Source organism: Pseudomonas sp. R3-56, from assembly GCF_051132075.1.
In the GTDB taxonomy this organism is placed as follows: domain Bacteria; phylum Pseudomonadota; class Gammaproteobacteria; order Pseudomonadales; family Pseudomonadaceae; genus Aquipseudomonas.
The window spans coordinates 2,031,353-2,055,875 of the sequence record NZ_CP071657.1 but is presented as its reverse complement, the minus strand read 5'-3'; the positions used below and the strand labels follow the sequence as shown (position 1 = coordinate 2,055,875).

Here is a 24,523-nt window from a genome sequence, read left to right as displayed (position 1 = left end):
CGGGAGGACATCATGGTTGGGTCTCGCTGCGGTGCTGCTCGATGCACTCGTGGGCATGGGCAACATCGGCCAGGCGCGTGAACTGCAAGGCCAGGCGCTGCGGCGCGGCTTCGTCGACGAACAGTGGCGCGGGCAAGCGCAGGCAGAGCCGACGCACGGCTTGCAGCAACATCGAGCGTTCACGGTGGGAACTGAGCAGCACCTGCTCGCCCACTGTGCCGAGCAACAGTTGGTCGAGATCATCGGGGCAGGTCAACACGCCGAGCAGGAACACCAGCCAATCGGCCTCGTGGGGGTTGTGCCGGCAGATGAGCCCATCGTCGAGCACAGCACCGACGAACAGCTGGTCGGCCGAGCGCAGGCGCTTGATATCGGTCACCCTGGCAAAAAGCAGGCCGAACTCGATGCGCGAGCAACTGGGGTCCTGGGCACTAATGTCGGTCAGCAATGCGGCCTCGATGAAGGCCAGCACATTCATGCGCTGTGGCGCGCCGTACTGGGCAATCCAGTCCTGGTAGCAACCGAGCGGGCCTTCGTCGGACTCGAGGAAATCGCGGTAGGTCTCGCGTAGCAGGCTGGCCCGCACCGCCATGCTCGAACCGAACATTCGCGCCTTGAGCGCCGCATTGATGCCGGCGTTCATGCGCTTGGGATCAGCCTGGGCAACCACCGTCTGCTTCAGCGCCGTGAGTCGCTGCCGCGTGGAGGCTTCGAGTGTGCGGCGGCGCAACAACGCTCGCAGCACCAGCACCAGATCGCTGTCATCGGGAAACAGGCTGCGTGCCATCTGCAGCAACCAGTCGACAGATTTGTCCGCCAGCCGGGCCAGGCTCAATACCTGGCGCGCCTTGGGCACGGTATCGTCCTCGAGCACTCGTTCGAAGGTATCGGCCTGGGTACCTGACTTGAGTTCGAACAACCGTCGGCCACGGAACTGTGCGAGCGCCGCCGACAGCTCGTCGCTGATCTGCACGATGCGCTGCGCCACCGCGGCCGTCGCGCTGTCGTCCGGGCCCGTCTCGACGTCGACTGACGGCTGGCGGTGCTCGGCGGCCTTCTCGGTATTCAAGCGCGCCTGGGCGGCTCGCCCACCTGGGGAAGTCGGGGTCAGGATCATTTCTCCGACATCCGGAAGTACATTCGGCGCACCCGTTCGTGAAGCTCCGGGCTCAGCACTTCTGCGCCCTGCTCCAGCGTGGCCGACTCAAGGGCATCGACGATCTCCTTGGGCTGGATCAGGAACACCCGAACCGTGTTGGCCGAGCGGCTCTGGCGATAGCTGAACAACCTGCCGATCCAGGGAATCGAACCCAGCACCGGGATGCGTCCGATCTGCTCGCCGTGGTCATCGCGGGTGAACCCGCCGACCAGCAGACTCTTGCCTTGTGGCACCCGCGCCACGGTGCTGATACGCGTGCGCCCGACCGTCGGCAAAGCCCCTTGCTGTTCGCCCTGGCCGGGGTTCTCCACCTCGTTGCCGTCCTCGATATTGAGCAGCATCTCGATTTCATCCGACTGGGCGAAACGCGGCAGAACGCTCACCAGCGTGCCGTAGGTCACATGCTGCAGATCGACGCTGCGCTCGCCTACCAGCGGCGCGTAGAACGTGCGGTTGTTATCGAAGATCGCCGGCACGTTCTCTTGCGTCAGGATGACCGGGCGCGAGACGACGTTGGCCCGCTGGGTACGCTCCAGCGCCATGACCTGGGTGACGAACGAAACACCGTCCAGGGTAGTGGCCGAACCGGCGTTGAGCGATGCACTGAACTGGCCGCCCGACTTCAATGCGCCTTGCCAGTTGATGCCCAGTTGATTGAGCTCATCCTTGTGCAGGTCGATGATCCACAACGACAACTCGACGTGTCGTTTCGGCGTGTCCAGGGCACTGACGAGATTTTCGATGAAGTGGACCTGCTCCGGCAGGCCCTTGACCAACAGACTGTTGGTGTCCGGATAGGCCACCACCCGAATGTTGCCGGCGGCCAGCTCCCGCGCAATGATCCGCGGTGCCAGCGGGTCCTGGTCCGACGAGGCGTTTGCCAGCCCCTCCAACGGGAACTGCGGCATCGATCCACGCGTTTGTTGGGCCGGGGCTTGCGCCACTACCGGCTCGACACCACGCTTCTCGCCCTGCAATAACTGCTCGATCACCGTGGCCAGCCCGGGGACGGTGACCTTGTCGTCACGCAGTTCATACTTGCGGTCACCGACGAAGGTGTTGCGCACATGGATGACGCCGATCTGTTGCTTGCCCAGCAGCAGCTCCGAGCGCTGGTTGTCCATCAAGCTTGCGGCTTGCGTCACCAGGTCGACATAGATCGGCGGCCCCGACACATGGAAGGTCCGTAAACCGTCGTGGCGCAACGGATAACGCGGATCATCCAGTCCGGAACGCCCGAGGAATGCCTGGAGCCTGGCCACGGTCAGGGTTTGCAGCGACATCATCGAGCTCTTGAATTCCGCAGCGTCATACAGGTAGATCGCCTGGCCATCGCTGTACCAGATCAACCCCATCTGCGCACTGACTCGCTCGAAAGTCCGCTGCGGCGTGCGCAGGTCGAACGTCCCGCCGATCCGCTTGACCGCTGCGGCCTTGCTGACAATCACCGGCTTGCCCAAGGCTGCGGAGAGTTCGCTGAAAAATGTCCTTGCGCTCTGCTCCCGGGCTTCGAACGTATAGACATCGGCCTGCGCGGCAACGGGCGCAAGCACCGCGATGCCCAGGCAATAGACGAGAAGAGCGGTAAGGGACAATCGGCATTTCATCGGTTCACTGGCCTGGGCAAGTAGGTAATGTCAGCCAGGCTGCTGGGCGTAAAACCCACCAATTGACGAATCTCCCGAGAGAAATGCGAAGAAGAGGCAAAGCCGAACTCCAGCGCCACGTCGGTCAGGGAACCGTCCCGCAGGCTCATGTCCAGTAACGCCCGGGCCGTGCGCCAACCACGCAGGGCCGGTTTGGCCGCGCTCCCCAGGGCCTGTCGGCAAAGCCTGCGAAAATGCGAAACCGAGACACCGTAGCGCTGTGCCAGGGTGTTGAGCTTTTCGCTGTGAGTGCCCTGCTCCAACAGAAAACGCACCAGCCCGTAACTTTCCTGGTGACGCAACAGGTTGGCCACCGCGTGATAGGCCTCGGTGCCGCGCATCGCCTGCTCGATGTACCAGCGTTCGAGGCGCTGCGGCGAGCGGACGATTCCTTCGTCTACCGATAACAGCGCCCAGGGCGCAACATCGGCCTTTTGCCCGGAGAAGGCAGCGCTCATGTCGAAAAAAGCCAGTAGCTTTACCAACGGCGCTTCGTCAATCGGCGTGACGTGCAATTCGCCGCCGTGAAATTGCAGCGAATCGCTCAGCACCAGCAGCCCCTCCCACCCGGACGGCAGTGTCTGACCGAGGCCCGGCTGTCCCGCGCTCAGTTGAACCGGGCCCAGGGCAACACGCAGGTGCAGCACTCGCCCGCGCAGATCAGGCGAGGCCGGGAAGCAAAACGATTTTTCCTGCACATCCGTCTCCTTTGCCAGGTGGCGATGAAAGGAGCGACAGGATGCAAGGCACGCCGTCCGCAATCCTGATGGGAAGGTGATGAGGCGCGAGCTGGCATATGCCTTGCACCCTTCGTGTTCATCGGCACCCATCCCAATGGCGGAATGAGTGCCACACTGTTTCAAGGACAACGGCGTCGTCCTCCGGCCTTGCTCTGGCATCGGTCCGGGCACGGCGCTTTTTTATGCGGAAGGTGATGCGCGATGAATGAAATTCCAGCCACCCCCCTGGCTTGGGTCAATGGCAGCGATGCCCCGGAAAAGAGCGCGATCAACCTCGGCTTCATGGCCCTGAGCGACTGCGCCCCGGTGGTCGTGGCCGCCACCCAGGGCTTCGCCCAGCCCTACGGCTTGACGCTGAACCTCAAGCGCCAGGCCTCCTGGGCCAACTTGCGGGACAAGCTGGTCAGCGGTGAAATCGACGCGGCCCACAGCCTGTACGGCCTGATTTATGCCGTGCACCTGGGGATCGGCGGCGTCGCGCCGACCGATATGGCCGTGCTGATGGGGCTGAACCAGAACGGCCAGAGCATCAACCTGTCCCATGGTTTGCAGGCGCAAGGCGTGACCAGTCCTGAGGCACTGGAGCAGCATGTGCACCAAACTCGCCCGAAACTGACCTTCGCCCAGACCTTTCCCACCGGCACCCATGCCATGTGGCTCTATTACTGGCTCGCCGCCCAGGGCATCCATCCGTTGTCGGATGTCGACAGCGTAGTGGTGCCACCGCCACAGATGATCGCGCACCTGCAAGCCGGGCGCATCGATGGTTTCTGCGTCGGCGAGCCCTGGTGCGCCAGCGCCGTGAAGCAGAACCTCGGTTTTACCCTAGCGACTACCCAGACCATCTGGCCCGACCACCCGGAGAAAGTCCTGGGTTGTACCCGCGCGTTTGTCGAGCAATACCCCAACACTGCCCGCGCGCTGGTGATGGCCATCCTCGAAGCTAGCCGCTTCATCGAACAAAGCACTGAAAACCGCCGCAGTACCGCGCAATTGTTGAGCGCCCCGGAATACCTCGACGCTCCGCTCGACTGCATCGAGCCGCGCCTGCTCGGGATTTATGCCGATGGCCTGGGCAACAGCTGGCAGGATCCCCACGCCATGCGCTTTCATGGGGACGGCGAGGTGAACCTGCCGTACCTGTCCGACGGGATGTGGTTCATGACCCAGTTCCGGCGCTGGGGCCTGTTGCGCGAAGACCCGGACTACCTGGCCGTGGCCCGCCAGGTCCAACAGCTCAAGCTGTATCGTGAAGCCTGCGCGGCGCTGGGCGTGACGTCGCCTCGCCAGGACATGCGCAGCAGTCAACTGATCGACGGCACGACCTGGGACGGCTCGGACCCGGTCGGGTATGCCCGCAGCTTCAAACTGCACGCCTTGAGCGATGCGGCTCCCCTTCTCGCCAGCCGCTGACAGGAGCCTCGATTATGCTGCGTATCCTGCTGATCAACGACACCGCGAAAAAAGTCGGGCGTCTCAAGGCGGCCCTGATTGAAGCCGGATTCGAGGTGATCGACGAATCCGGATTGACCATCGACCTGCCGGCGCGCGTCGAAACGGTGCGTCCGGACGTGATCCTGATCGATACCGAGTCACCCGGGCGCGACGTCATGGAGCAAGTGGTGCTGGTCAGTCGTGACCAGCCACGACCGATCGTCATGTTTACCGACGAGCACGACCCGGATGTGATGCGCCAGGCGATCAAGTCAGGCGTCAGCGCCTACATCGTCGAAGGCATCCATGCCGCACGCCTGCAACCGATCCTCGACGTGGCCATGGCCCGCTTCGAAAGCGACCAGGCCCTGCGCGCGCAACTCCTGGCCCGGGACCAGCAACTGGCCGAACGCAAGCGCATCGAACTGGCCAAGGGCATGCTGATGAAGATGAAGGACTGCAACGAGGAACAGGCCTACACCCTGATGCGCCGCCAGGCCATGAGCCGCCAGCAGAAGCTGATCCAGGTGGCGGAGCAGATCATTGCCATGAACGAGTTGCTCGGCTGAAAGCCTTGTAGCGCCTGGCCAGCCGCCTTCGCGAGCAGGCTCGCTCCCACAGGTTCCGAGAACACCTCCGATTCCATGTGGGAGCGAGCTTGCTCGCGATAGCGATTTTGCATTCAACATCACTGTCGACTGACCCACCGTCATCGCGAGCAAGCTCGCTCCCACATGAACTCTAGGGTGCACGCAGCATCGCGAACGCCACCAATCACCTGTGGGAGCGAGCCTGCTCGCGAAGGCCTCCCCCGAACCTCGCAGGTTGGCACAGATCTCGCTTAAGCAACCCCACAGGTAACCAACGGCGGTTGCCCCACCTACGACAAAGACGTCGCACACCCTCCTCGCCTCTCTGGCGATCCGGGTTGCGGCGTTTTTTTGTTTTGGCCCCGCGGGGCCGGTGGTGCGACCACAGACGGCGCACTGCTCAAAGCACTGACTCATTTCTCGAGACTTTTACAGCTGAGGTGCGCGATGAATTCAAGCTTCTGGAAATCCGGCCACACCCCGACATTGTTCGCGGCCTTCCTCTATTTCGACCTGAGCTTCATGGTCTGGTACCTGCTCGGCCCTTTGGCGGTACAGATCTCCGCCGACCTGCACCTGACCACCCAGCAACGCGGCCTGATGGTCGCGACGCCAATCCTCGCCGGCGCCGTGCTGCGCCTGTTCATGGGCCTGCTGGCCGACCGCATTTCACCGAAGACCGCCGGCATGGTCGGCCAGGTGATCGTGATCGGCGCGCTGTTCTGCGCCTGGAAACTGGGCATCCACAGCTACGAACAAGCCCTGCTGCTGGGCCTGTTTCTGGGCGTGGCCGGCGCTTCGTTCGCCGTGGCCCTGCCGCTGGCTTCCCAGTGGTATCCACCACAGCACCAGGGCAAGGCCATGGGCATCGCCGGTGCCGGTAACTCGGGTACCGTGCTTGCCGCGTTGATCGCTCCGGTGATGGCGGTGGCCTTCGGCTGGACCAACGTGTTCGGCTTCGCGGTGATCCCGCTGGTAATTACCCTGGTCCTGTTCGCCTGGCTGGCCAAGAACGCACCGGAGCGGCCCAAGGCCAAATCCATGGCTGACTACCTCAAGGCCCTCGGTGACCGCGACAGCTGGTGGTTCATGTTCTTCTACAGCGTGACCTTCGGCGGCTTCATCGGCCTGGCCAGCGCCCTGCCCGGCTACTTCAACGACCAATATGGCCTGAGCCCGGTGACCGCCGGCTACTACACCGCGGCCTGCGTTTTCGGTGGCAGCCTGATGCGGCCCTTGGGTGGCGCGCTGGCGGACCGTTTCGGCGGCATCCGCACCTTGCTGGGCATGTACACCGTGGCGGCTGTCTGCATCGCCGCGGTCGGCTTCAACCTGCCGAGTTCCTATGCGGCGCTGGCCCTGTTCGTCTGCACCATGCTCGGCCTGGGGGCGGGCAACGGCGCGGTGTTCCAACTGGTGCCACAACGTTTCCGTCGCGAGATCGGCGTGATGACCGGGCTGATCGGCATGGCCGGCGGCATCGGCGGCTTCGCCCTGGCGGCGGGCATGGGCGCGATCAAGCAGAGCACCGGCAGCTACCAGCTGGCGCTGTGGTTGTTCGCCAGCCTCGGTGTCCTGGCCTGGTTCGGCCTGCACGGGGTCAAGCGTCGCTGGAGGACCACCTGGGGTTCGGCAGCGGTCACCGCGGCTCGGGTATAACCTGCAACCATGAGCCTGCAACTGAGTTTTGCCGAAGCCAGCGCCACGGGTCCCCGAGAGGAAAACCAGGACGCCCTGCGCCTGGTCACTCCCGCCCCGGCCCTGGCCGCCAGCAAGGGTTACCTGTTCGCCATCGCCGACGGCGTGAGCCAATGCGCCGATGGCGGATTGGCCGCGCGTTCGACCTTGCAGGCACTCGCCCTGGACTACTATTCCACGCCGCAGACCTGGGGCGTGGCCCAGGCGCTGGACCGGCTGCTGCTGGCGCAGAATCGCTGGCTGCAAGCCAACGGCGGCGGCCAACCGCTGCTGACCACGGTCAGCGCCCTGGTCCTGCGGGGGCGGCGCTTCACCCTGGCGCACGTCGGCGATTGCCGGGTCTACCGGTGGCACGCCGACCATTTGCAACGGGTCAGCGAAGATCACGTCTGGGAACAACAGGGCATGCAACATGTGCTCAAGCGTGCCTTGGGGCTGGATCAGCATTTAATACTCGACTTCCTCGACGGTGAGCTGCGTGAAGATGAAACCTTCGTGCTGCTCAGCGACGGCGTCTGGGCGGTACTGGGGGACACGGCCATTGCCGGCATCCTGCGCGACCAGCCGGACCTGGATCGCGCGGCGCAGACGCTGGTCAACGCCGCGCACCTGGCCGGTAGCCAGGACAACGCCAGCGCGCTGTTGGTGCGGGTCGATGCGGTGGGCGAAGCGAGCATCGGCGACGCGCTGATCCAACTGCAACAGTGGCCGCTGCCCCCTTCACTGAAGGCGGGCCAGGCGTTCGAAGGCTGGCAGATCGAAAGCCTGCTCGGCCAGAGCCAGCAATCGTTGCTCTACCGGGTACACGATGGTCAGGGCCAACACTGGCTGTTGAAAACCTTGCCCGTGCAACTACGGGATGACAACCGCGCCGGCCAGGCGCTGTTGTCGGAGGAATGGTTTCTCAAGCGGGTCGCGGGTCGGCAATTTCCGGAGGTGCATGGCGTCCCCCAGCGCCAACATCTGTACTACGTGATGCGTGAATATTCGGGCGTGACCCTGGCCGAGCTGTTCAACCAAAGCGGTCCGTTGCCCCTGGCTCAATGGCTGGAGCTGGCGCAGCGACTGGTGCGCGCGGTGGGCCTGTTGCATCGAAGGCAGATCTACCACCGCGACATCAAGCCGGAGAACTTGCATCTGGGCGACGATGGGGAATTGCGCTTGCTGGATTTTGGCCTGGCCTACTGTCCGGGCCTGTCCGAGGACCAGGCCAACGTGTTGCCCGGCACGCCCAGCTACATCGCCCCGGAAGCCTTCGGCGGCACCGCCCCCACGGCGCAGCAGGATTTGTACGCCGTCGGCGTGACCTTGTACTTCCTGCTGACTGGGCATTATCCCTACGGCGAAATTGAAGCGTTCCAGCGACCGCGCTTTGGTGTGCCCGTGAGCGCCAATCGTTATCGACCGGACCTGCCCGAATGGCTCGGGCAGAGCCTGGAACGCGCCGTGGCGGCAGACCCTGCGCAGCGCTTTGAAACGGCTGAAGAATGGCTGTTGCAGTTGGAACAAGGCGAGCGGCGAAGCTTGAGCGTAAGGCCCCGGCCATTGCTTGAGCGGGAGCCGCTGAAGGTCTGGCGGACGTTGGCGCTGGTATCGTTGGTGGTGAATGTTGTGCTGTTGTTCTTGGTGTTTCACTCATAACCACCGTGGCGAGGGAGCTTGCTCCCGCTCGAGCGCGCAGCGGTCGCCGTTTTTTTGGGTCTGCTTCGCAGCCCAGCGGGAGCAAGCTCCCTCGCCACAAAAGCCTTCTCGCCAGCCCTGCCACGCTCCATTACCGGGCAACACGCTTTGATTCGGTGCAATAAATCCCCCCGCAACGCGGCCAATCCGCGCCTCCTCCAGTAAATCCAAGCCCTCGCGCCACTTGGCACAACCACTGCATAAGCTCTTCCACCATACATAAAGCAACGCCTCCAACGATGAAGGCGGTGCTTCCCGAGAGAACGGGACCAGGACAAAGGCGTCCTCGCTAGTTTGCTAGCGAGACGCCTTTTTTTGTTTTCGAAAAAATTGCCGAGCCAGCCCGACCGCCGCGATGAAACGGGCCTGAGCTTGCGGAGAACCCTGATGAAAAAACTCAAACTGGTAATGATCGGCAACGGCATGGCCGGGGTTCGCACCCTCGAGGAACTGCTCAAACTGAGCAACGAGCTCTACGACATCACGGTCTTCGGCGCCGAGCCCCATACCAACTACAACCGCATCCTGCTCTCGCCCGTGCTCGCCGGGGAACAGACGTTCGAAGAAATCGTGCTCAACGACCTGAGCTGGTACCTGGACAACAACATCAAGCTGCTGCTCAACCGCAAGGTGGTGGAGATCGACCGGGTCAAGCGCCGGGTCATCGCCGAAGACGGCAGCGAAGCCGAATACGATCGCCTGCTCATCGCCACCGGCTCCACGCCGTTCATCCTGCCGATCCCTGGCAACACTCTGGATGGCGTGATCGGCTACCGCGACATCGCCGACACCCAGGCCATGATCAATACCGCCAAGACCCACAAACACGCGGTGGTCATCGGTGGCGGCCTGCTCGGCCTGGAAGCCGCCAACGGCTTGAAACTGCGCGGCATGGACGTGACCGTGGTGCACATCGGCGAATGGCTGCTGGAACGCCAGTTGGACAAGACCAGCGGCCAGCTGCTGCAAACCGCCCTGGAAAACCGTGGCCTGAAATTCCGCCTCAGCGAGCAGACCCAGGCCTTGCACGACGCCGGCAACGGCCGGGTCGGCTCGGTCCAGTTCAAGAACGGCGACATCATTCCCGCCGATCTGGTGGTAATGGCTGCCGGTATCCGGCCCAATACCGAACTGGCGGAAAAATCGGGCATTCCGTGCAACCGCGGAATCCTCGTCAACGACACGATGCAAACCTATGACCCGCGCATCTACGCCATCGGCGAATGCGCCAACCATCGCGGCACCGCCTATGGCCTGGTGGCGCCGCTGTTCGAGCAAGCCAAGGTCTGCGCCAATCACCTCGCCCAACTGGGCTTCGCCACTTACAAGGGTTCGGTGACGTCGACCAAGTTGAAAGTCACCGGTATCGACCTGTTCTCCGCCGGGGATTTCATGGGCGGCGAAGGCACCGAGACCATCACCCTTTCCGACCCGATCGGCGGCGTCTACAAAAAACTGGTGATCAAGGACGACGTGCTGGTCGGCGCCTGCCTGTACGGCGATACCGCGGATGGCGGCTGGTATTTCCGGCAGATCCGTGAGAACCACGGCATCAGCGAGATCCGCGATCACTTGATGTTTGGCGAAAACGCTTTAGGCGACGTCGGCCACCAAGGCCAGGACAAAGCCATGAGCATGGCCGACACCGCCGAAGTCTGCGGCTGCAATGGCGTGTGCAAGGGCACCATCGTCAAGGCGATCCAGGAACACGGCCTGTTCAGCGTCGATGACGTGAAAAAACACACCAAGGCCGCCAGCTCCTGCGGCTCCTGCGCCGGCCTGGTGGAACAGATCCTGATCAACACCGTGGGCGGCGCGGCGGACGTCAAGCCGAAAAGCGAAAAAGCCATCTGCGGCTGCAGCGACCTCAACCATGGGCAGATCCGCCAGGCGATCCGCGACCAGCACCTGCTGACCATCGCCGGGACCATGGGTTACTTGAACTGGCGCACCCCGAACGGCTGCGCCACTTGCCGTCCGGCCCTGAACTACTACCTGATTTCAACCTGGCCCGGCGAAGCCCAGGATGACCCGCAGTCGCGCCTGATCAACGAACGCGCCCACGCCAACATCCAGAAAGACGGCACCTACTCGGTAGTCCCACGGATGTGGGGCGGCGTGACCAACCCATCCGAGCTGCGCCGCATCGCCGACGTGGCCGACAAATACAACGTGCCCATGATCAAGGTCACCGGCGGCCAGCGTATCGACCTGCTGGGCATCAGGAAGCAAGACCTGCCCGGCGTCTGGAAAGACCTCGACATGCCGTCCGGCCACGCCTATGGCAAATCCATTCGCACCGTGAAGACTTGCGTGGGCAGCGAGTTCTGCCGCTTCGGCACGCAGAATTCCACCCAATTGGGCATCGAGCTGGAGCACGACCTGTTCAACATGTGGTCGCCGCACAAGGTGAAGCTGGCGGTCTCCGGTTGCCCACGCAACTGCTCGGAAGCGGGCATCAAGGACGTCGGCATCATCGGCGTAGATTCCGGCTGGGAGATGTACATCGGTGGCAACGGCGGGATCAAGACCGAAGTCGCCGAGTTTTTCGTCAAGCTCAAGACCGCCGAAGAAGTGCGCGAATACAACGGCGCCTTCCTGCAGCTGTACCGCGAAGAAGCCTTCTACCTCGAACGCACCGTGCACTACCTGCAGCGCGTCGGCATGGAACACATCAAGAAAGCCGTGCTGGAAGACCCGGAGCGGCGCAAGGCCCTGCACGAGCGCCTGAAGTTTTCCCTGTCGCTGGAGCAGGACCCCTGGAAACAACGGCTGGAACAACCGCAACTGAAAAAAGAGTTCGAGGTCATCCCCGTGAAGAACCTGGAGGTACTGGCATGAACTGGCTGGATATCTGCGCGCTGGAAGACATCAACGCCTTGGGCTCACGCATCATCAACGGGCCGAAAGGTGATATCGCGATTTTTCGCACCAGCGACGATGAAGTATTCGCACTCGACGACCGTTGCCCGCACAAGGGCGGCCCGCTGTCCCAAGGATTGATCTACGGCAAGCGCGTGGCCTGCCCGCTGCACAACTGGCAGATCGATCTGGAAACCGGCGAGGCCCAGGCGCCCGATGTGGGCTGCGCCCATCATCATTCGGCCCGCGTCGAGAACGGCCGGGTGATGCTGGCCCTGCGGGACGCAAGCTGATGAACCGCCAGACGACTGCCTCGACCTGCTGTTATTGCGGGGTCGGTTGCGGCGTGCTGATCGAACATGACGGCGAGCGCATTCTCGGCGTCAGTGGCGATCCCACCCATCCGGCCAACTTCGGCAAACTGTGCAGCAAGGGCTCGACCCTGCACTTGACCGGCGACCTCGCCGCGCGCGCCCTCTATCCCGAACTGCGGCTGGGCAAAGGCCTGGCCCGTGGCCGTACCGATTGGGACAGCGCCCTGGACCATGCCGCCAACGTCTTCGCCGACACGATTGTCGAGCACGGACCGGACAGCGTGGCCTTCTACATCTCCGGCCAACTGCTGACCGAGGATTACTACGCCTTCAACAAACTCGCCCGGGCGCTGGTCGGTACCAACAACATCGACAGCAATTCCCGGCTGTGCATGTCCTCCGCCGTGGTGGGCTACAAGCGCAGCCTGGGTGCCGACGCGCCACCGTGCAGCTATGAGGATCTGGAGCTGAGCGACTGCGTGATGATCGTCGGCAGTAACATGGCCTACGCCCATCCCATCCTGTTTCGTCGGCTCGAAGAAGCCAAATCCCGCCGGCCGCAGATGAAAGTCATCGTCATCGACCCTCGGCGCACCGACACCTGCGACCTGGCGGACCTGCACCTGGCGATCCTGCCTGGCACCGATGTCGCCTTGTTCCACGGGATCTTGCATCTGCTGCTGTGGGAAGACTGGGTCGACCGCAGCTTCATCAAGGCACACACCGAAGGCCTGGCTGACCTGAAGAATCTGGTGCGCGACTACACCCCCGCCATGGTTGCCCAGCTGTGCGGGATCAGCGTCGAGCAACTGCACCAATGCGCCGAGTGGGTCGGCACCTCGCCAAGTTTCCTCTCGTTGTGGTGCATGGGCTTGAACCAGTCGACTGCCGGCAGCGCAAAAAACAGCGCGCTGATCAATCTGCACCTGGCCACCGGCCAGATCGGCCGACCGGGCGCGGGACCGTTCTCGCTGACCGGCCAGCCCAACGCCATGGGCGGCCGCGAAACCGGCAGCCTGTCCAACCTGCTGCCGGGCCATCGCGAAGCCGGCAATCCGGAGCATCGCGCCGAGGTCGCCAGCTATTGGGGCGTTGAGCAACTGCCGAGCACCACAGGCTTGAGCGCTATCGAATTGTTCGAGCAGGTTCGCAGCGGCAAGATCAAGGCCCTGTGGATCGCCTGCACCAACCCGGCCCAGTCGATGCCGGACCAGGCCGCCGTGCGCGAAGCCCTGCAAGCTTGCCCGTTCGTGGTGTTGCAAGAGGCCTTCCGGACTACCGAAACCGCCGCCTTTGCCGACCTGCTGCTGCCAGCGGCCAGTTGGGGCGAAAAAGAAGGCTCGGTCACCAACTCCGAACGACGCATTTCCCACGTTCGCCGGGCGATAAACGCACCGGGTGAAGCACGGCCGGACTGGGCGATCACGGTAGATTTCGCGCAACGACTGGAGAAACGCCTGCGCCCCGGCCAGCCCAGCCTGTTCGCCTTTGAAACCCCGGCCCACTTGTTCGATGAATACAAGCAACTGACCCGTGGCCGCGACCTGGACCTGTCCGGAATCAGCCATGACGTGATCGACCGCCTCGGCCCTCAGCAATGGCCCTTCCCGGAGGGCGCCACGGTCGGAACAGCGCGCTTGTACGGGGACGGGATTTTCCCGACTGACAGCGGCCGCGCCCGATTCGTGGCCGACCCTTATCGCGCCGCCAAGGAATTGCGCGACGCACGCTACCCCCTGACGCTGAACACGGGTCGGCTGCGCGACCAGTGGCACGGGATGAGCCGTACCGGTACCGCCGCGCAGTTGTTCGGCCATGTGAACGAAGCGGTGCTCAGCCTGCATCCCGACGAACTGCTTCGCCATCGCCTGCAGGCCGGCGACCTGGTCAGCCTCAAGAGTCGTCGCGGCAGCGTGATCGTGGCCGTGGACAGCGACGACAGCGTGCGCCCAGGCCAGGCCTTCCTGCCCATGCACTGGGGCGACCGGTTTCTCAAGGGCGGGGTCAACACCCTGACTCAACCGGCATTCGACCCGTTGTCGAAACAGCCGGAACTCAAGCACAGCGGCGTACGCCTGGAACCGGTGAACCTGCCCTGGCAGCTGTTCGCTCTGGTTGAGGGCAATGTTCAACAGCATCTGGAGGCGTTGCGTCCGCTGTGTGAGGCGTTTTCCTACGTCAGCCTGAGCCTGACCGGCCGCGACCGTCCAGCGTTGCTGATACGCGCTGCCAGCGCCGTGGCGCCCGAACCGCAGCTTTTGCAGGCGATCGACGAACAGCTGGGGCTGATCGAAGGCCCGGTCCTGGCCTATGACGACCCGCGCCGCGCCATTGGCAAGCGGGTACGGATCGAAAACAGCCGCATCACCGCCATTCGCCTGGCCGGCGAAACCCTGGCCCGGCATTGGCTGCAAAACCTCTGGTTGGAAGGGCGCGCCGACGACCAGTTGCGGCGCTGGCTGCTGGCCCCCTTGAGCGCACCGCCGGGTAACACCGGCGCCGCCACGGCTGGTGGGAAGACGCTGTGCAATTGCATGAATGTCAGCCAGCGTGCGGTTTGCGCGGGCATCGAGCGCGGCCTGGATTTGCAGGGCCTGAAAAAAGAACTGGGCTGCGGCACGCAGTGCGGTTCCTGCGTACCGGAAATCAAGCGCCTGCTGGTTGCCACCGCGCAACCGGTCGCCGCGATCTCATGAGGAAAACACTATGAACGCAAAAGTCTGGCTGGTAGGTGCGGGTCCTGGCGACCCTGAATTGCTGACCCTCAAAGCCGTGCGCGCCCTGGGCGAGGCCGACGTGGTGTTGATCGACGACCTGGTCAACGACGCCGTGCTGGAGCATTGCCCCAGTGCGCGCATCATCGCCGTCGGCAAGCGCGGCGGCTGCCGCTCCACTCCCCAGGCGTTTATCCACCGGCTGATGTTGCGTTATGCCCGCCAAGGCAAATGCGTGGTGCGCCTCAAAGGCGGCGACCCGTGCATCTTCGGCCGGGGCGGTGAAGAAGCACAGTGGCTGCGCGAGCACGGCGTCGAGGTGGAGCTGGTCAATGGCATCACCGCCGGTCTTGCGGGCGCGACCCAGTGCGACATCCCACTGACCCTGCGCGGGGTTGCCCGGGGCGTGACCCTGGTAACGGCTCACACCCAGGACGGCAGCAGCCTGAACTGGCAAGCCCTGGCGCAAAGTGGCACGACCCTGGTGGTGTACATGGGCGTGGCGAAACTGAGCGAGATCCGCGAGCAACTGCTGGCCGGCGGACTGGCAGCGGACACGCCGGTAGCGATGATCGAAAACGCCTCCCTGCCCCATCAACGTGACTGCCGCAGCGACCTGGCCTCGATGGAGACGGATGCCGTCGCGTTTCAACTCAAGAGCCCGGCGATCCTGGTGATTGGCGCGGTGGCCGGTGCAGCCGAACTGGCTGCCTCCCCGCCGGTCTTCGCCCAGGCATCAGCCATCTGACAGCCCTGCACAATGTGGGAGCGAGCCTGCTCGCGATGCAATGTATCAGCAACCTCACTGGTGACTGATTTACCGCATTCGCGAGCAAGCTCGCTCCCACAATGGGATTGAGGTACGACTGGGAGAGATAGGTCGACTGTCAGGCCGCCTTCGCGAGCAGGCTCGCTCCCACAGGGAAACGCGGATCCACCCAAAACCAGGTCGGCTATAAGGCCGCCTCGCGGTGGACGTTGATTTCGGCGCCCCGTTAACCACGCTGGCCGAACGCAGGCATTGCGCAGTGGGCATCCCGGCATGGATGCCGGGATAGCCGCGCTGGGCCAGGGACGGCCCTTCGCGGCGGGCCCACGGAGCAATGCCGGAGTGAGGGCATGCCGAGCCTTAGCGAGGTGCCGAGTGGTGGGGCACAGGCGTTTTGCTTACTTTTGACTGGGCCGGCTTCCGGGCCTCTTAAAAGTGAGCCGCTGTAAAAGCGGAACCATAAGCCGCCGTTACCGCAGCAACGGATATGTACCCAGTCAACAAAATCCTGGCCGACTGTCAGGCCGCCATCGCGAGCAAGCTCGCTCCCACAATGAGATTGGGGTACGACTGGGAGAGACAGGTCGACTGTCAGGCTCGCTCCCACAGGTTTTGTGTTTACCGAGCCCCGCCCCCTGATCAACCAAATCGCAGGCAAAGAAAAGCCCGACCTGAGCCGGGCTTTTCCAAAGCTTTGGGCTAATTACTTAGCTTGGGCTTCAACCTGCGCTTCTACGCGACGGTTAACTGCACGACCAGCTTCAGTGGCGTTGTCGGCAACTGGGCGGGATTCGCCGTAGCCAACAGACTGAACGCGGGACGATTCAACACCGTACTGGTTGGTCAGAACCTGCTTGACGGCGTTTGCACGACGCTCGGACAGCTTCTGGTTGTAAGCGTCAGGACCGACGGAGTCAGTGTGACCTTCAACAGTGGTGCTGGTGGATGGGTACTGCTTCATGAAATCAGCCAGGTTCTTGATGTCGCCGTAGCTGTTTTCTTTAACGACCGACTTGTCGAAGTCGAACTTGACGTCCAGCTCAACACGTACGACTTCAGCAACAGCTGGGCAGCCATCAGCGTCAACGGTTACGTTGGCTGGGGTGTCAGGGCACTTGTCGACGTTGTCGCACACGCCATCGTTGTCGCTGTCGGAGCAGACTTCAGCAGGTGCTGGAACTGGAGCAGCGGCTGGCTTGGAACCGCCACCGAAGTTCACACCGATACCAACGCTAGGCGCCCACTCGGTGTCGCCCTGGTCGATGTTGTACTGAGCTTCAACGCCGGCACGGGCGTAGAAGTTGTCAGTGAAATACAGCTTGGCGCCGCCACCAACGTTGGCGAAGGTAGAACGGTTACGACCGTTGCTGCCATTCTGGTCGATGCTCTGGTCCGAGAAACCGGCAGAGACGTAAGGACGCAGCATGTCGCCTGGGTTGTTGAAGTGGTACAGAGCGTCCAGAGCGGTGTTGGCGCCCTTGACGTTAGTGCCGTCGTCGGTACGTGCGTTGTGCACTTCGTCGTAGGCCAGACGCAGTTCAACGTCGTCGGTCAGGAAGTAACCAACCGAACCGCCAAACAGGTTGCCGTTGTTCTTGAAATCACGAGCGCTGTCGAACATTTCTTTCTTGGCGAAGCCTTCGATTTCAACTGCGCCTTGGCCTTGTGCCAGAGCGCCGAACGAAGTGGCAGCAATCAAAGAACCAATGGCAAAGCCCAAGGTGTTTTTCAGTTTCATCCGTTAAATCCCCATCTGGTGATTGTGAAGCAGTCCCGCAAACCGGGGGACAACTCGGCGGCAAGTCTATCAGAACTTGCCTACACGTAAGAGATATTTGCGCCGAACTAAGTTTCGGCAATGCCTGCAAATTTCTCACGCAGCTTATCGAGCGCGCGCTTGTAACGCATTTTTGTCGCGCTCAAACCCATATGCATTATGTCTGCGATCTCCTGGAATTCCAGTTCTGCGACAAATCGTAGCACCAGAATCTCCCGATCGATCGGGTTCACATAAACCAGCCAGCGGTCGAGCCCACCCTTTTCCTCGGGCTTGGGCGCCTTTTCTTCAGACGCTTCCTCGAGGGGGTCCAGGCTCAAAGCGTCCATCAAGCGACGCTTTCGCCGTTCCTTTCGATACTGCGTGATGCATTCGTTGTAGGTGATGCTGTACAGCCAGGTCTTGAACTTCGATTTCCCCTCGAAGTTCTTCAACCCGTAAAGCACCTTCAACATCACCTCCTGACAGACATCATCAGCATCGCGATCGTTCCCAAGATATCGTGCACAAACGTTAAATAAAGTTCTCTGGTAACGGCGCATCAACTCTTCATAGGCGCGCGTGACGTGGAACAGCTCCGTATGCGCGCGCGCGACCAACTCCTCATCAGAGAGATCACGGGGGTCGTAGCGCGTGGATAGCGATTGGGGTTTGTTCAAAACAAGTCGGGCCGACAGTCTAGGTCAATGTGCGCCGCAACCCGCCGTGGCGGGCATTTTGCGGCGGCATACATTAGCAGGATTTGCCGGGTTAGCGGCTACTCACATGCTGCTCCAGCAGGATCCGATTAGACAGCGATACCAGTTCGCCCTCCTCGGTCAGCAATGTGGTTTTCACCGTGCCGATCTCTTCGATCTGGCCTTCGATCTCGCCAACACGCACTTGTTGCCCAACCTCATATAATTCACGCACATAGATTCCCGCAAGAATCTGACCGGCGATTTCCCGGCTCCCCAACCCCATTGCCAGCGCGACTGCCAGACCAACGGTAATCAGGACGATCACGATCACGTGGTTGAGCAGGTCCGTCTTGACCTCCAACTGGCTGATCGCAACCGAAATACTGATGATGATCACCAGGCCCTGGGCGATACGCCCAACGCCCGAGGCATAGTCCAGCCCGACGCCCTCGGCCGCGCCACGCACCAGCCCGTTGGCCAGTTGCGCCAGCAGTACGCCCACCAGCAGCACCAACGCGGCACCGAAGACCTTTGGCAGATAGAGCGCAAGCATGTCGAGCGTAGCCGAGACCCGCTCCAGCCCCAGGGACTCAGCCGCCGAAACCAGGAAAATAAGCAGGACGAACCAGTAGACGATCTTGCCCACCAGCGTCGAGATCGGAACCTGGATGCCGCCCCGCGACAGCAGCTTGGTCAGGCCGGTACCGCCCATCAGGCGGTCGAGGCCAAGTTTGGCGAGCAATTTTGAGAGCAGCGTGTCGAGGAGCTTGGCCACCACGAAACCCAGCAACAGCACCACCAAGGCGCCAAAGAGGTTGGGGATGAAGTTAGCCACCTTGGTCCACAACGCAGTCATTGCCGTGACGAGGCTCTGGGTCCAGAGATCAAGTTCCATATTCAGTCAGCCTTATCAGCGGTGCGAGTAACGGGTTTGCGACGGGAAACCGGCGAGACATGGGCCGACCCGTTGTTCAGGGCGATCATCAGCGCGGGCAGCCAGCGGCCCAGCAGGCTGAAAAGATCACCGGCGCCAACCTGACGGTTGGCGGTTTTGAGTACGCGTCCCAGGCATGCGTCGTCGTCCCGGCTGGACGGCGAAGCCTTGAGCATGTCGCGCAGAGACTGTTCAAACGGATCGTGCATACGCGCACCTCTCGTGATGTCTGTGGAAGACGCGATCAGATTTCGTCGGGTCACATGAAGCCTCGTCACACCCAGCGCAAACGGCGAAACAGCCACCACTGCCCCAGGGCCACGCACAGCATCAACAGGCAGGCAACGAGGAAACCATAGGGGCTTTCCGAAAACGGAATGCCGCCGACATTGATCCCCAGCAGCCCGGTGAGAAAGCTCATCGGCAGGAAAATGCCGGTGATGATGCCGAAGCGATACATCGTACGGTTCATGCGCACCGAAAGACGCCGGTCCTCGGCCTCCAGCACAAGCCCCACGCGCTCCCGGGTCAATTCCAGCTCTTCCAGGTAACGGGTCAGGCTGTTGTTCAATTCATTCCAGTAGTCGCCGTCGTCCTCGACGAACCAGGGCAATTTGATCCGTGACATCTGGCCGAAGATATCCCGCTGCGGGGCCAGGAATCGCTTCAGTCCGGCCGCCCTTCGACGGATATGCAAAATGGCGTCGTGCTCGGGAGTGTACCGTTCGTCGGTATCGAGTTTTTCTTCCTCGCCGTCGACGATTTCCGAGAGACAGGTGACCAGGTCCTGGACTTTGTTGGTCAGGTATTGCGCCATATAAAGGATGAGTTCCGAAGCCGTCTTGGGCCCCTTGCCCTCGGCCAGTTCCGCCAGCAACTCATCGGTGGCGCGCAACGGGCGCAACCGCAGGGAAATCACCCGCTGGGCCGAGGCGAAGATGCGCACCGAGACCATGTCTTCCGGTTCCGCGCCCGGGTTGAGGTTGATCCCGCGAAGAAACAGCAGCAGCTCGGCATTGGGCAGCGGCAGCAAGCGCGGCCGGGTGTTCTCTTCCAGCAACAGGTCGCAATTGAATTCGCTCAGGCCGCTGGATTTGCGCAACCACGTGTGGGTTTGCGGATGACTGCGGTCCCAATGCAGCCACAGGCTTTCATAAGCCTGCAACTGCAAGTCGTCCAGTTCGGTCCGGGCTATCGAACGCGCGCCGCCTTTACCATCCAGCACCAGGGCATGCACCAATCCCCACTGCGCGTTTTCTTCCTCGAACATCCTCATCCCTTATGGCTGTAGCGCTTCATTCAGGCATTTTCAGCGGGCTCGGCGAAACAATCACGCCGTTGTTGTCCGCATAGACATACTCGCCCGGGCGAAACGTCACGCCAGCGAAGGTCACCGGTACATTAAGATCACCAATGCCGCGCTTGTCGGTTTTCATCGGGTGGCTGGCCAGGGCCTGGACCCCGAGGTCGGTCTGGGCAATGACGTCGACATCGCGGATGCAGCCGTAGATCACCAGTCCTTCCCAGCCATTCTTCGCCGCTTTCTCGGCCAGCATGTCACCCAACAGGGCCCGCCGCAGCGACCCGCCACCGTCGACGACCAGCACTTTGCCCTTGCCTTCGAGCTCAACCTGCTCCTTGACCAGCGAATTGTCTTCGAAGCACTTGATGGTCACGATTTCACCACCAAAGGAGTCGCGGCCACCGAAATTGCTGAACATCGGTTCCAACACCTGCACCAGGTCCGGGTAGGTATCGCACAGGTCGGGCGTGAGGTAATGGTTCATCGGGCAGCTCCTGCAAGGGTTGGACGTCTGGCTGAATGAATAACCGTTTGTGACCGAAACAACGTAGCGCGTCATATCTTAGCCGCAAGCCGACCAGAGCGGAATGCCCTTGTCAGAGCCTTCCTCTCAAACCGCTTCGGCCAGGCGAGGCTGGTCTGCCGACAGCGGCGCGCGCTGATCTTCCAGCCAGCGCGCCACCAGCGGCCAGACCTCGGCTTGCGCGGCTTTGCTGACAAGCATTTCGACATGGCCGTAATCATCACCGAAGCCCTGCGCCCGGCCCAGGCAGACAAACTGCTTGCGCTCGGAACCGATCTGCTCGAAAAGTTTTCGACACGCCCAGGTCGGATCCTGCTGATCGCCGGCGGCACTCACCGCCAGTACCGGCACTTGCACGTCCGCCAGGCCGGCCCACCAGTTCTTCTCGGCATCGCCGAAACGCCCGAACAGGCCATACCAGCGCATGCTCTCCAGGGCCAGGCCGATAGGCTCGTCTTCCGGGCCGCGCTTGAGCCTTGGGCCGGACAATTGGGAAAAACGCTTGAGAATGAAGCGCCCGCTCCACTCCACCGGGGGGATTTTCAAGGGCCAGTAAGTGCGGCTGACCTGAGTGCCGAAAAACGCCGCCGACGCCACGGCGGGCTCGCCCAGGTAATGGCCGCCCAACGCTGCCGCCAGGGTGATGCCACCCAGCGAATGGCCAATCCAGTGGGGCACTTGCCCGCTTTGCTCGCGCACAAAAGCGCCGATGGCTGGCAAGTCGTAACGGGCATAGTCCGCGACCCGGTTATTGCGGTAGCCCTGGTTGCGCTGGGATAACCCATGGCCACGCATCTCGGGAATCCAGACATCGAACCCCAGGCGCACCAGGTACGCTCCCAGCCCCAGGCCCTTGGGCGAATACCAGAAGCGCCGGTTGGAAAAACTGCCGTGGAGCAGGATCACCGGAACACCACGGACCTCGCCGGCATCGGCCATGCCCAGGCGGGTAACGGCCACTTCGACGCTGTAGTCCGGGCTGTTGCCAGGTTTCAGGCGATACACATCTTCGCTCAGATCACCGCGCCGCTCGGCGCTGATCAGGGCGACAGGAAATAGGTTGCTGCTGCTTTGCATGATCTTCTTGCACAAAAAAGGGCGGCGTCCTGGTGGAGCCCGCCCTACTTCAAATCAAAAGGGACTGGGAGACATACAGCCATGGACCTGTGGGAGCGAGCTTGCTCGCGATTGCGGTGGGTCAGCAAAATTAATTCTGACTGACACTCCGCTATCGCGAGCAAGCTCGCTCCCACAGGGACTTCGCTTGACTGACTGGCATCAGCCTACCAAGCCCCTTCACTCAATCAGACCGCAGCCTGACCCTCAGCCAGGAAGAACCAGGTTTCCAGCACGGAGTCCGGGTTCAACGAAACGCTCTCAATGCCCTGCTCCATCAGCCACTTGGCCAGATCCGGGTGGTCGGAAGGGCCCTGGCCGCAGATGCCGATGTATTTACCGGCCTTGTTACAGGCGGCAATCGCATTGGCCAGCAGCTTCTTGACCGCCGGGTTACGCTCGTCGAACAGGTGGGCGATGATCCCGGAGTCGCGGTCCAGGCCCAGGGTCAACTGGGTCAGGTCGTTGGAACCGATGGAGAAGCCGTCGAAGAACTCAAGGAACTCTTCGGCCAGGATCGCGTTGGATGGCAGCTCGCACATCATGATCACGCGCAAGCCGTTTTCGCCACGGGCCAGGCCGTTTTCCGCCAGCAGGTCGACCACCTGGCTCGCTTCACCGAGGGTGCGCACGAACGGCACCATGATCTCGACGTTGGTCAGGCCCATCTCGTTACGCACGCGCTTCAGAGCCCGGCATTCGAGCTCGAAGCAGTCACGGAACGACTCGCTGATGTAGCGCGAAGCCCCGCGGAAGCCCAGCATCGGGTTCTCTTCTTCCGGCTCGTAGAGCTTGCCGCCGATCAGGTTGGCGTACTCGTTGGACTTGAAGTCCGACAGGCGCACGATGACTTTTTTCGGCGAGAACGCCGCCGCCAGGGTGCTGATGCCTTCCACCAGCTTCTCGACGTAGAAACCGACCGGATCGTCGTAGCCGGCAATGCGCTTGTCGACGCTGTCCTTGATTTCCTGCGGCAGGCCGTCGTAGTTCAGCAGCGCCTTGGGGTGCACGCCGATCATGCGGTTGATGATGAATTCCAGGCGGGCCAGGCCCACACCGGCATTCGGCAACTGCGCGAAGTCGAAGGCGCGGTCCGGGTTGCCGACGTTCATCATGATCTTGAACGGCAGCTCCGGCATGGCGTCCACGGAGTTCTTCTTGATGTCGAAGCCCAGCTCGCCTTCGAAGATGTAGCCGGTATCGCCTTCGGCGCAGGAAACAGTGACGCCCTGGCCGTCCTTGAGCAATTGGGTGGCGTTGCCGCAACCAACAACCGCCGGGATGCCCAGCTCACGGGCGATGATTGCCGCGTGGCAGGTACGCCCGCCGCGATTGGTGACAATGGCGCTGGCGCGTTTCATGACCGGTTCCCAGTCCGGATCGGTCATATCCGAAACCAGTACGTCGCCGGCCTGGACCTTGTCCATCTCCGAGACGTCCTTGATGATCCGCACCTTGCCCGCGCCGATGCGCTGGCCGATGGCCCGGCCTTCCACCAGCACGGTGCCGGTTTCCTTGAGCAGGTAGCGCTCCATGACGTTGGCCTGGGTGCGGCTCTTCACGGTTTCCGGGCGGGCCTGGACGATGTACAGCTTGCCGTCGTCACCGTCCTTGGCCCACTCGATGTCCATCGGGCACTTGTAGTGTTTCTCGATGGTCATCGCCTGCTTGGCCAGTTCACTGACTTCGGCGTCGGTCAGGCAGAAGCGCGCGCGATCAGCCTTGTCCACCTCGACGGTCTTGACCGAGCGACCGGCCTTGGCCTCGTCGCCGTAGATCATCTTGATCGCCTTGCTGCCGAGGTTGCGACGCAGGATGGCGGGGCGGCCGGCTTCCAGGGTGCCTTTGTGGACATAAAATTCGTCCGGGTTCACCGCGCCCTGCACGACGGTTTCACCCAGGCCGTAGGCGCCGGTGATGAACACCACGTCACGAAAGCCCGACTCGGTGTCGAGGGTGAACATCACACCGGCGGTGCCGGTTTCGGAGCGGACCATGCGCTGCACGCCGGCGGACAGGGCGACCAGCTTGTGGTCGAAGCCCTGGTGCACGCGGTAGGAAATGGCACGGTCGTTGAAGAGGGAGGCGAAGACTTCCTTGGCCGCCCGGATGACGTTTTCCACGCCACGGATGTTCAGGAAGGTCTCCTGCTGACCGGCGAACGAGGCGTCCGGCAGGTCTTCAGCGGTGGCCGAGGAGCGGACGGCGACGGCGATGTCGGGATTGCCTTCGGACAGCTTGGCGAAAGCAGTACGGATCTCGGCGTTGAGTTTCTCGGGGAACTCGGCTTCCATGATCCATTGGCGGATCTGGGCGCCGGTCCTGGCCAGGGCATTGACGTCATCGACGTCGAGGGCGTCGAGCGCATCGTGGATCTGCTGGTTCAGGCCGCTCAGTTCCAGGAAATCACGATATGCCTGGGCGGTCGTGGCGAAGCCACCTGGCACCGAGACACCGGCGCCGGCGAGGTTACTGATCATCTCGCCCAGGGATGCGTTCTTGCCCCCCACATGCTCTACATCATGGACGCCGAGCTTATCGAGGGAAACTACGTACTCTACCAAGGTGATCTCTCCACTGACTG

Annotated in this window: 19 protein-coding genes; 8 read left to right on the top strand and 11 right to left on the bottom strand. The window is 62.3% G+C overall.

Annotated elements, in window-relative coordinates; translation table 11 throughout:
• Positions 1-10: 10 nt before the first annotated feature.
• Genes sctW through J3P96_RS09380 form a run of 3 tightly spaced genes read right to left on the bottom strand, consistent with a single transcriptional unit; the run spans position 11 to position 3,503 of the window.
• Positions 11-1,117 carry a type III secretion system gatekeeper subunit SctW gene (gene sctW / locus J3P96_RS09390; protein WP_434656621.1) on the bottom strand — a complete coding sequence of 369 codons (1,107 nt, stop codon included), beginning with the start codon at positions 1,115-1,117 and terminating at the stop codon, positions 11-13.
• Positions 1,114-2,766 carry a type III secretion system outer membrane ring subunit SctC gene (sctC, locus tag J3P96_RS09385; protein ID WP_434656619.1) on the bottom strand — a complete coding sequence of 551 codons (1,653 nt, stop codon included), beginning with the start codon at positions 2,764-2,766 and terminating at the stop codon, positions 1,114-1,116. Before sctC ends, sctW begins: the two co-directional genes overlap by 4 nt.
• Positions 2,763-3,503, bottom strand: a complete 741-nt coding sequence (locus J3P96_RS09380) for a helix-turn-helix domain-containing protein (protein ID WP_434656617.1) — start codon at positions 3,501-3,503, stop codon at positions 2,763-2,765. The genes sctC and J3P96_RS09380 overlap by 4 nt, the downstream gene beginning before the upstream one ends.
• 243 nt (positions 3,504-3,746) lie before the next feature.
• Here J3P96_RS09380 and J3P96_RS09375 point away from each other — a divergent pair, with 243 nt between their 5' ends.
• The 8 genes from J3P96_RS09375 to cobA all read left to right on the top strand — a co-directional run bounded on the left by J3P96_RS09375 (position 3,747) and on the right by cobA (position 15,585).
• Positions 3,747-4,958, top strand: coding sequence for a CmpA/NrtA family ABC transporter substrate-binding protein (locus J3P96_RS09375; protein WP_434656616.1), 1,212 nt, complete (start codon positions 3,747-3,749; stop codon positions 4,956-4,958).
• Positions 4,959-4,972: 14 nt separating this feature from the next.
• Complete coding sequence (locus J3P96_RS09370) at positions 4,973-5,548, top strand: ANTAR domain-containing response regulator (RefSeq protein ID WP_047737436.1); 576 nt, start codon at positions 4,973-4,975, stop codon at positions 5,546-5,548.
• Positions 5,549-6,016: 468 nt separating this feature from the next.
• A complete protein-coding gene (locus J3P96_RS09365; protein ID WP_305499861.1) occupies positions 6,017-7,228 on the top strand; it encodes a nitrate/nitrite transporter in 1,212 nt (403 codons plus the stop codon).
• A 9-nt stretch (positions 7,229-7,237) separates the two neighbouring features.
• On the top strand, positions 7,238-8,908 hold the full coding sequence (locus J3P96_RS09360) for a protein kinase domain-containing protein (RefSeq protein WP_434656615.1): 1,671 nt from the start codon (positions 7,238-7,240) through the stop codon (positions 8,906-8,908).
• Between the two features lie 426 nt (positions 8,909-9,334).
• The gene (gene nirB, locus J3P96_RS09355) at positions 9,335-11,788 is read left to right on the top strand and encodes a nitrite reductase large subunit NirB (protein ID WP_434656612.1); all 2,454 of its coding nucleotides are present in this window, start codon (positions 9,335-9,337) and stop codon (positions 11,786-11,788) included.
• Positions 11,785-12,102 (top strand): nitrite reductase small subunit NirD, encoded by a 318-nt coding sequence (nirD, locus tag J3P96_RS09350; protein ID WP_434572891.1) that lies wholly within the window; start codon positions 11,785-11,787, stop codon positions 12,100-12,102. Before nirB ends, nirD begins: the two co-directional genes overlap by 4 nt.
• The gene (locus J3P96_RS09345) at positions 12,102-14,819 is read left to right on the top strand and encodes a nitrate reductase (protein ID WP_434656609.1); all 2,718 of its coding nucleotides are present in this window, start codon (positions 12,102-12,104) and stop codon (positions 14,817-14,819) included. Before nirD ends, J3P96_RS09345 begins: the two co-directional genes overlap by 1 nt.
• 10 nt (positions 14,820-14,829) lie before the next feature.
• Positions 14,830-15,585 carry a uroporphyrinogen-III C-methyltransferase gene (gene cobA, locus J3P96_RS09340; protein WP_434656607.1) on the top strand — a complete coding sequence of 252 codons (756 nt, stop codon included), beginning with the start codon at positions 14,830-14,832 and terminating at the stop codon, positions 15,583-15,585.
• Positions 15,586-16,309: 724 nt separating this feature from the next.
• Here cobA and J3P96_RS09335 read toward each other — a convergent pair.
• The 8 genes from J3P96_RS09335 to ppsA all read right to left on the bottom strand — a co-directional run bounded on the left by J3P96_RS09335 (position 16,310) and on the right by ppsA (position 24,503).
• On the bottom strand, positions 16,310-17,344 hold the full coding sequence (locus J3P96_RS09335) for an OmpA family protein (RefSeq protein ID WP_058542369.1): 1,035 nt from the start codon (positions 17,342-17,344) through the stop codon (positions 16,310-16,312).
• Positions 17,345-17,451: 107 nt separating this feature from the next.
• A complete protein-coding gene (gene sigX, locus J3P96_RS09330; RefSeq protein WP_025212681.1) occupies positions 17,452-18,042 on the bottom strand; it encodes an RNA polymerase sigma factor SigX in 591 nt (196 codons plus the stop codon).
• A gap of 91 nt (positions 18,043-18,133) precedes the next feature.
• On the bottom strand, positions 18,134-18,958 hold the full coding sequence (locus tag J3P96_RS09325; protein ID WP_434656604.1) for a mechanosensitive ion channel family protein: 825 nt from the start codon (positions 18,956-18,958) through the stop codon (positions 18,134-18,136).
• 2 nt (positions 18,959-18,960) lie between these two features.
• Complete coding sequence (locus J3P96_RS09320; protein ID WP_014337331.1) at positions 18,961-19,206, bottom strand: hypothetical protein; 246 nt, start codon at positions 19,204-19,206, stop codon at positions 18,961-18,963.
• Between the two features lie 65 nt (positions 19,207-19,271).
• A complete protein-coding gene (locus J3P96_RS09315) occupies positions 19,272-20,267 on the bottom strand; it encodes a zinc transporter ZntB (protein ID WP_434656603.1) in 996 nt (331 codons plus the stop codon).
• Positions 20,268-20,292: 25 nt separating this feature from the next.
• Positions 20,293-20,784, bottom strand: coding sequence for a ribonuclease E activity regulator RraA (gene rraA / locus J3P96_RS09310; protein WP_305499847.1), 492 nt, complete (start codon positions 20,782-20,784; stop codon positions 20,293-20,295).
• A 126-nt stretch (positions 20,785-20,910) separates the two neighbouring features.
• Positions 20,911-21,900, bottom strand: a complete 990-nt coding sequence (locus J3P96_RS09305) for an alpha/beta fold hydrolase (protein WP_434629535.1) — start codon at positions 21,898-21,900, stop codon at positions 20,911-20,913.
• A gap of 227 nt (positions 21,901-22,127) precedes the next feature.
• Complete coding sequence (gene ppsA / locus J3P96_RS09300) at positions 22,128-24,503, bottom strand: phosphoenolpyruvate synthase (protein ID WP_434629532.1); 2,376 nt, start codon at positions 24,501-24,503, stop codon at positions 22,128-22,130.
• Positions 24,504-24,523: the final 20 nt, after the last annotated feature.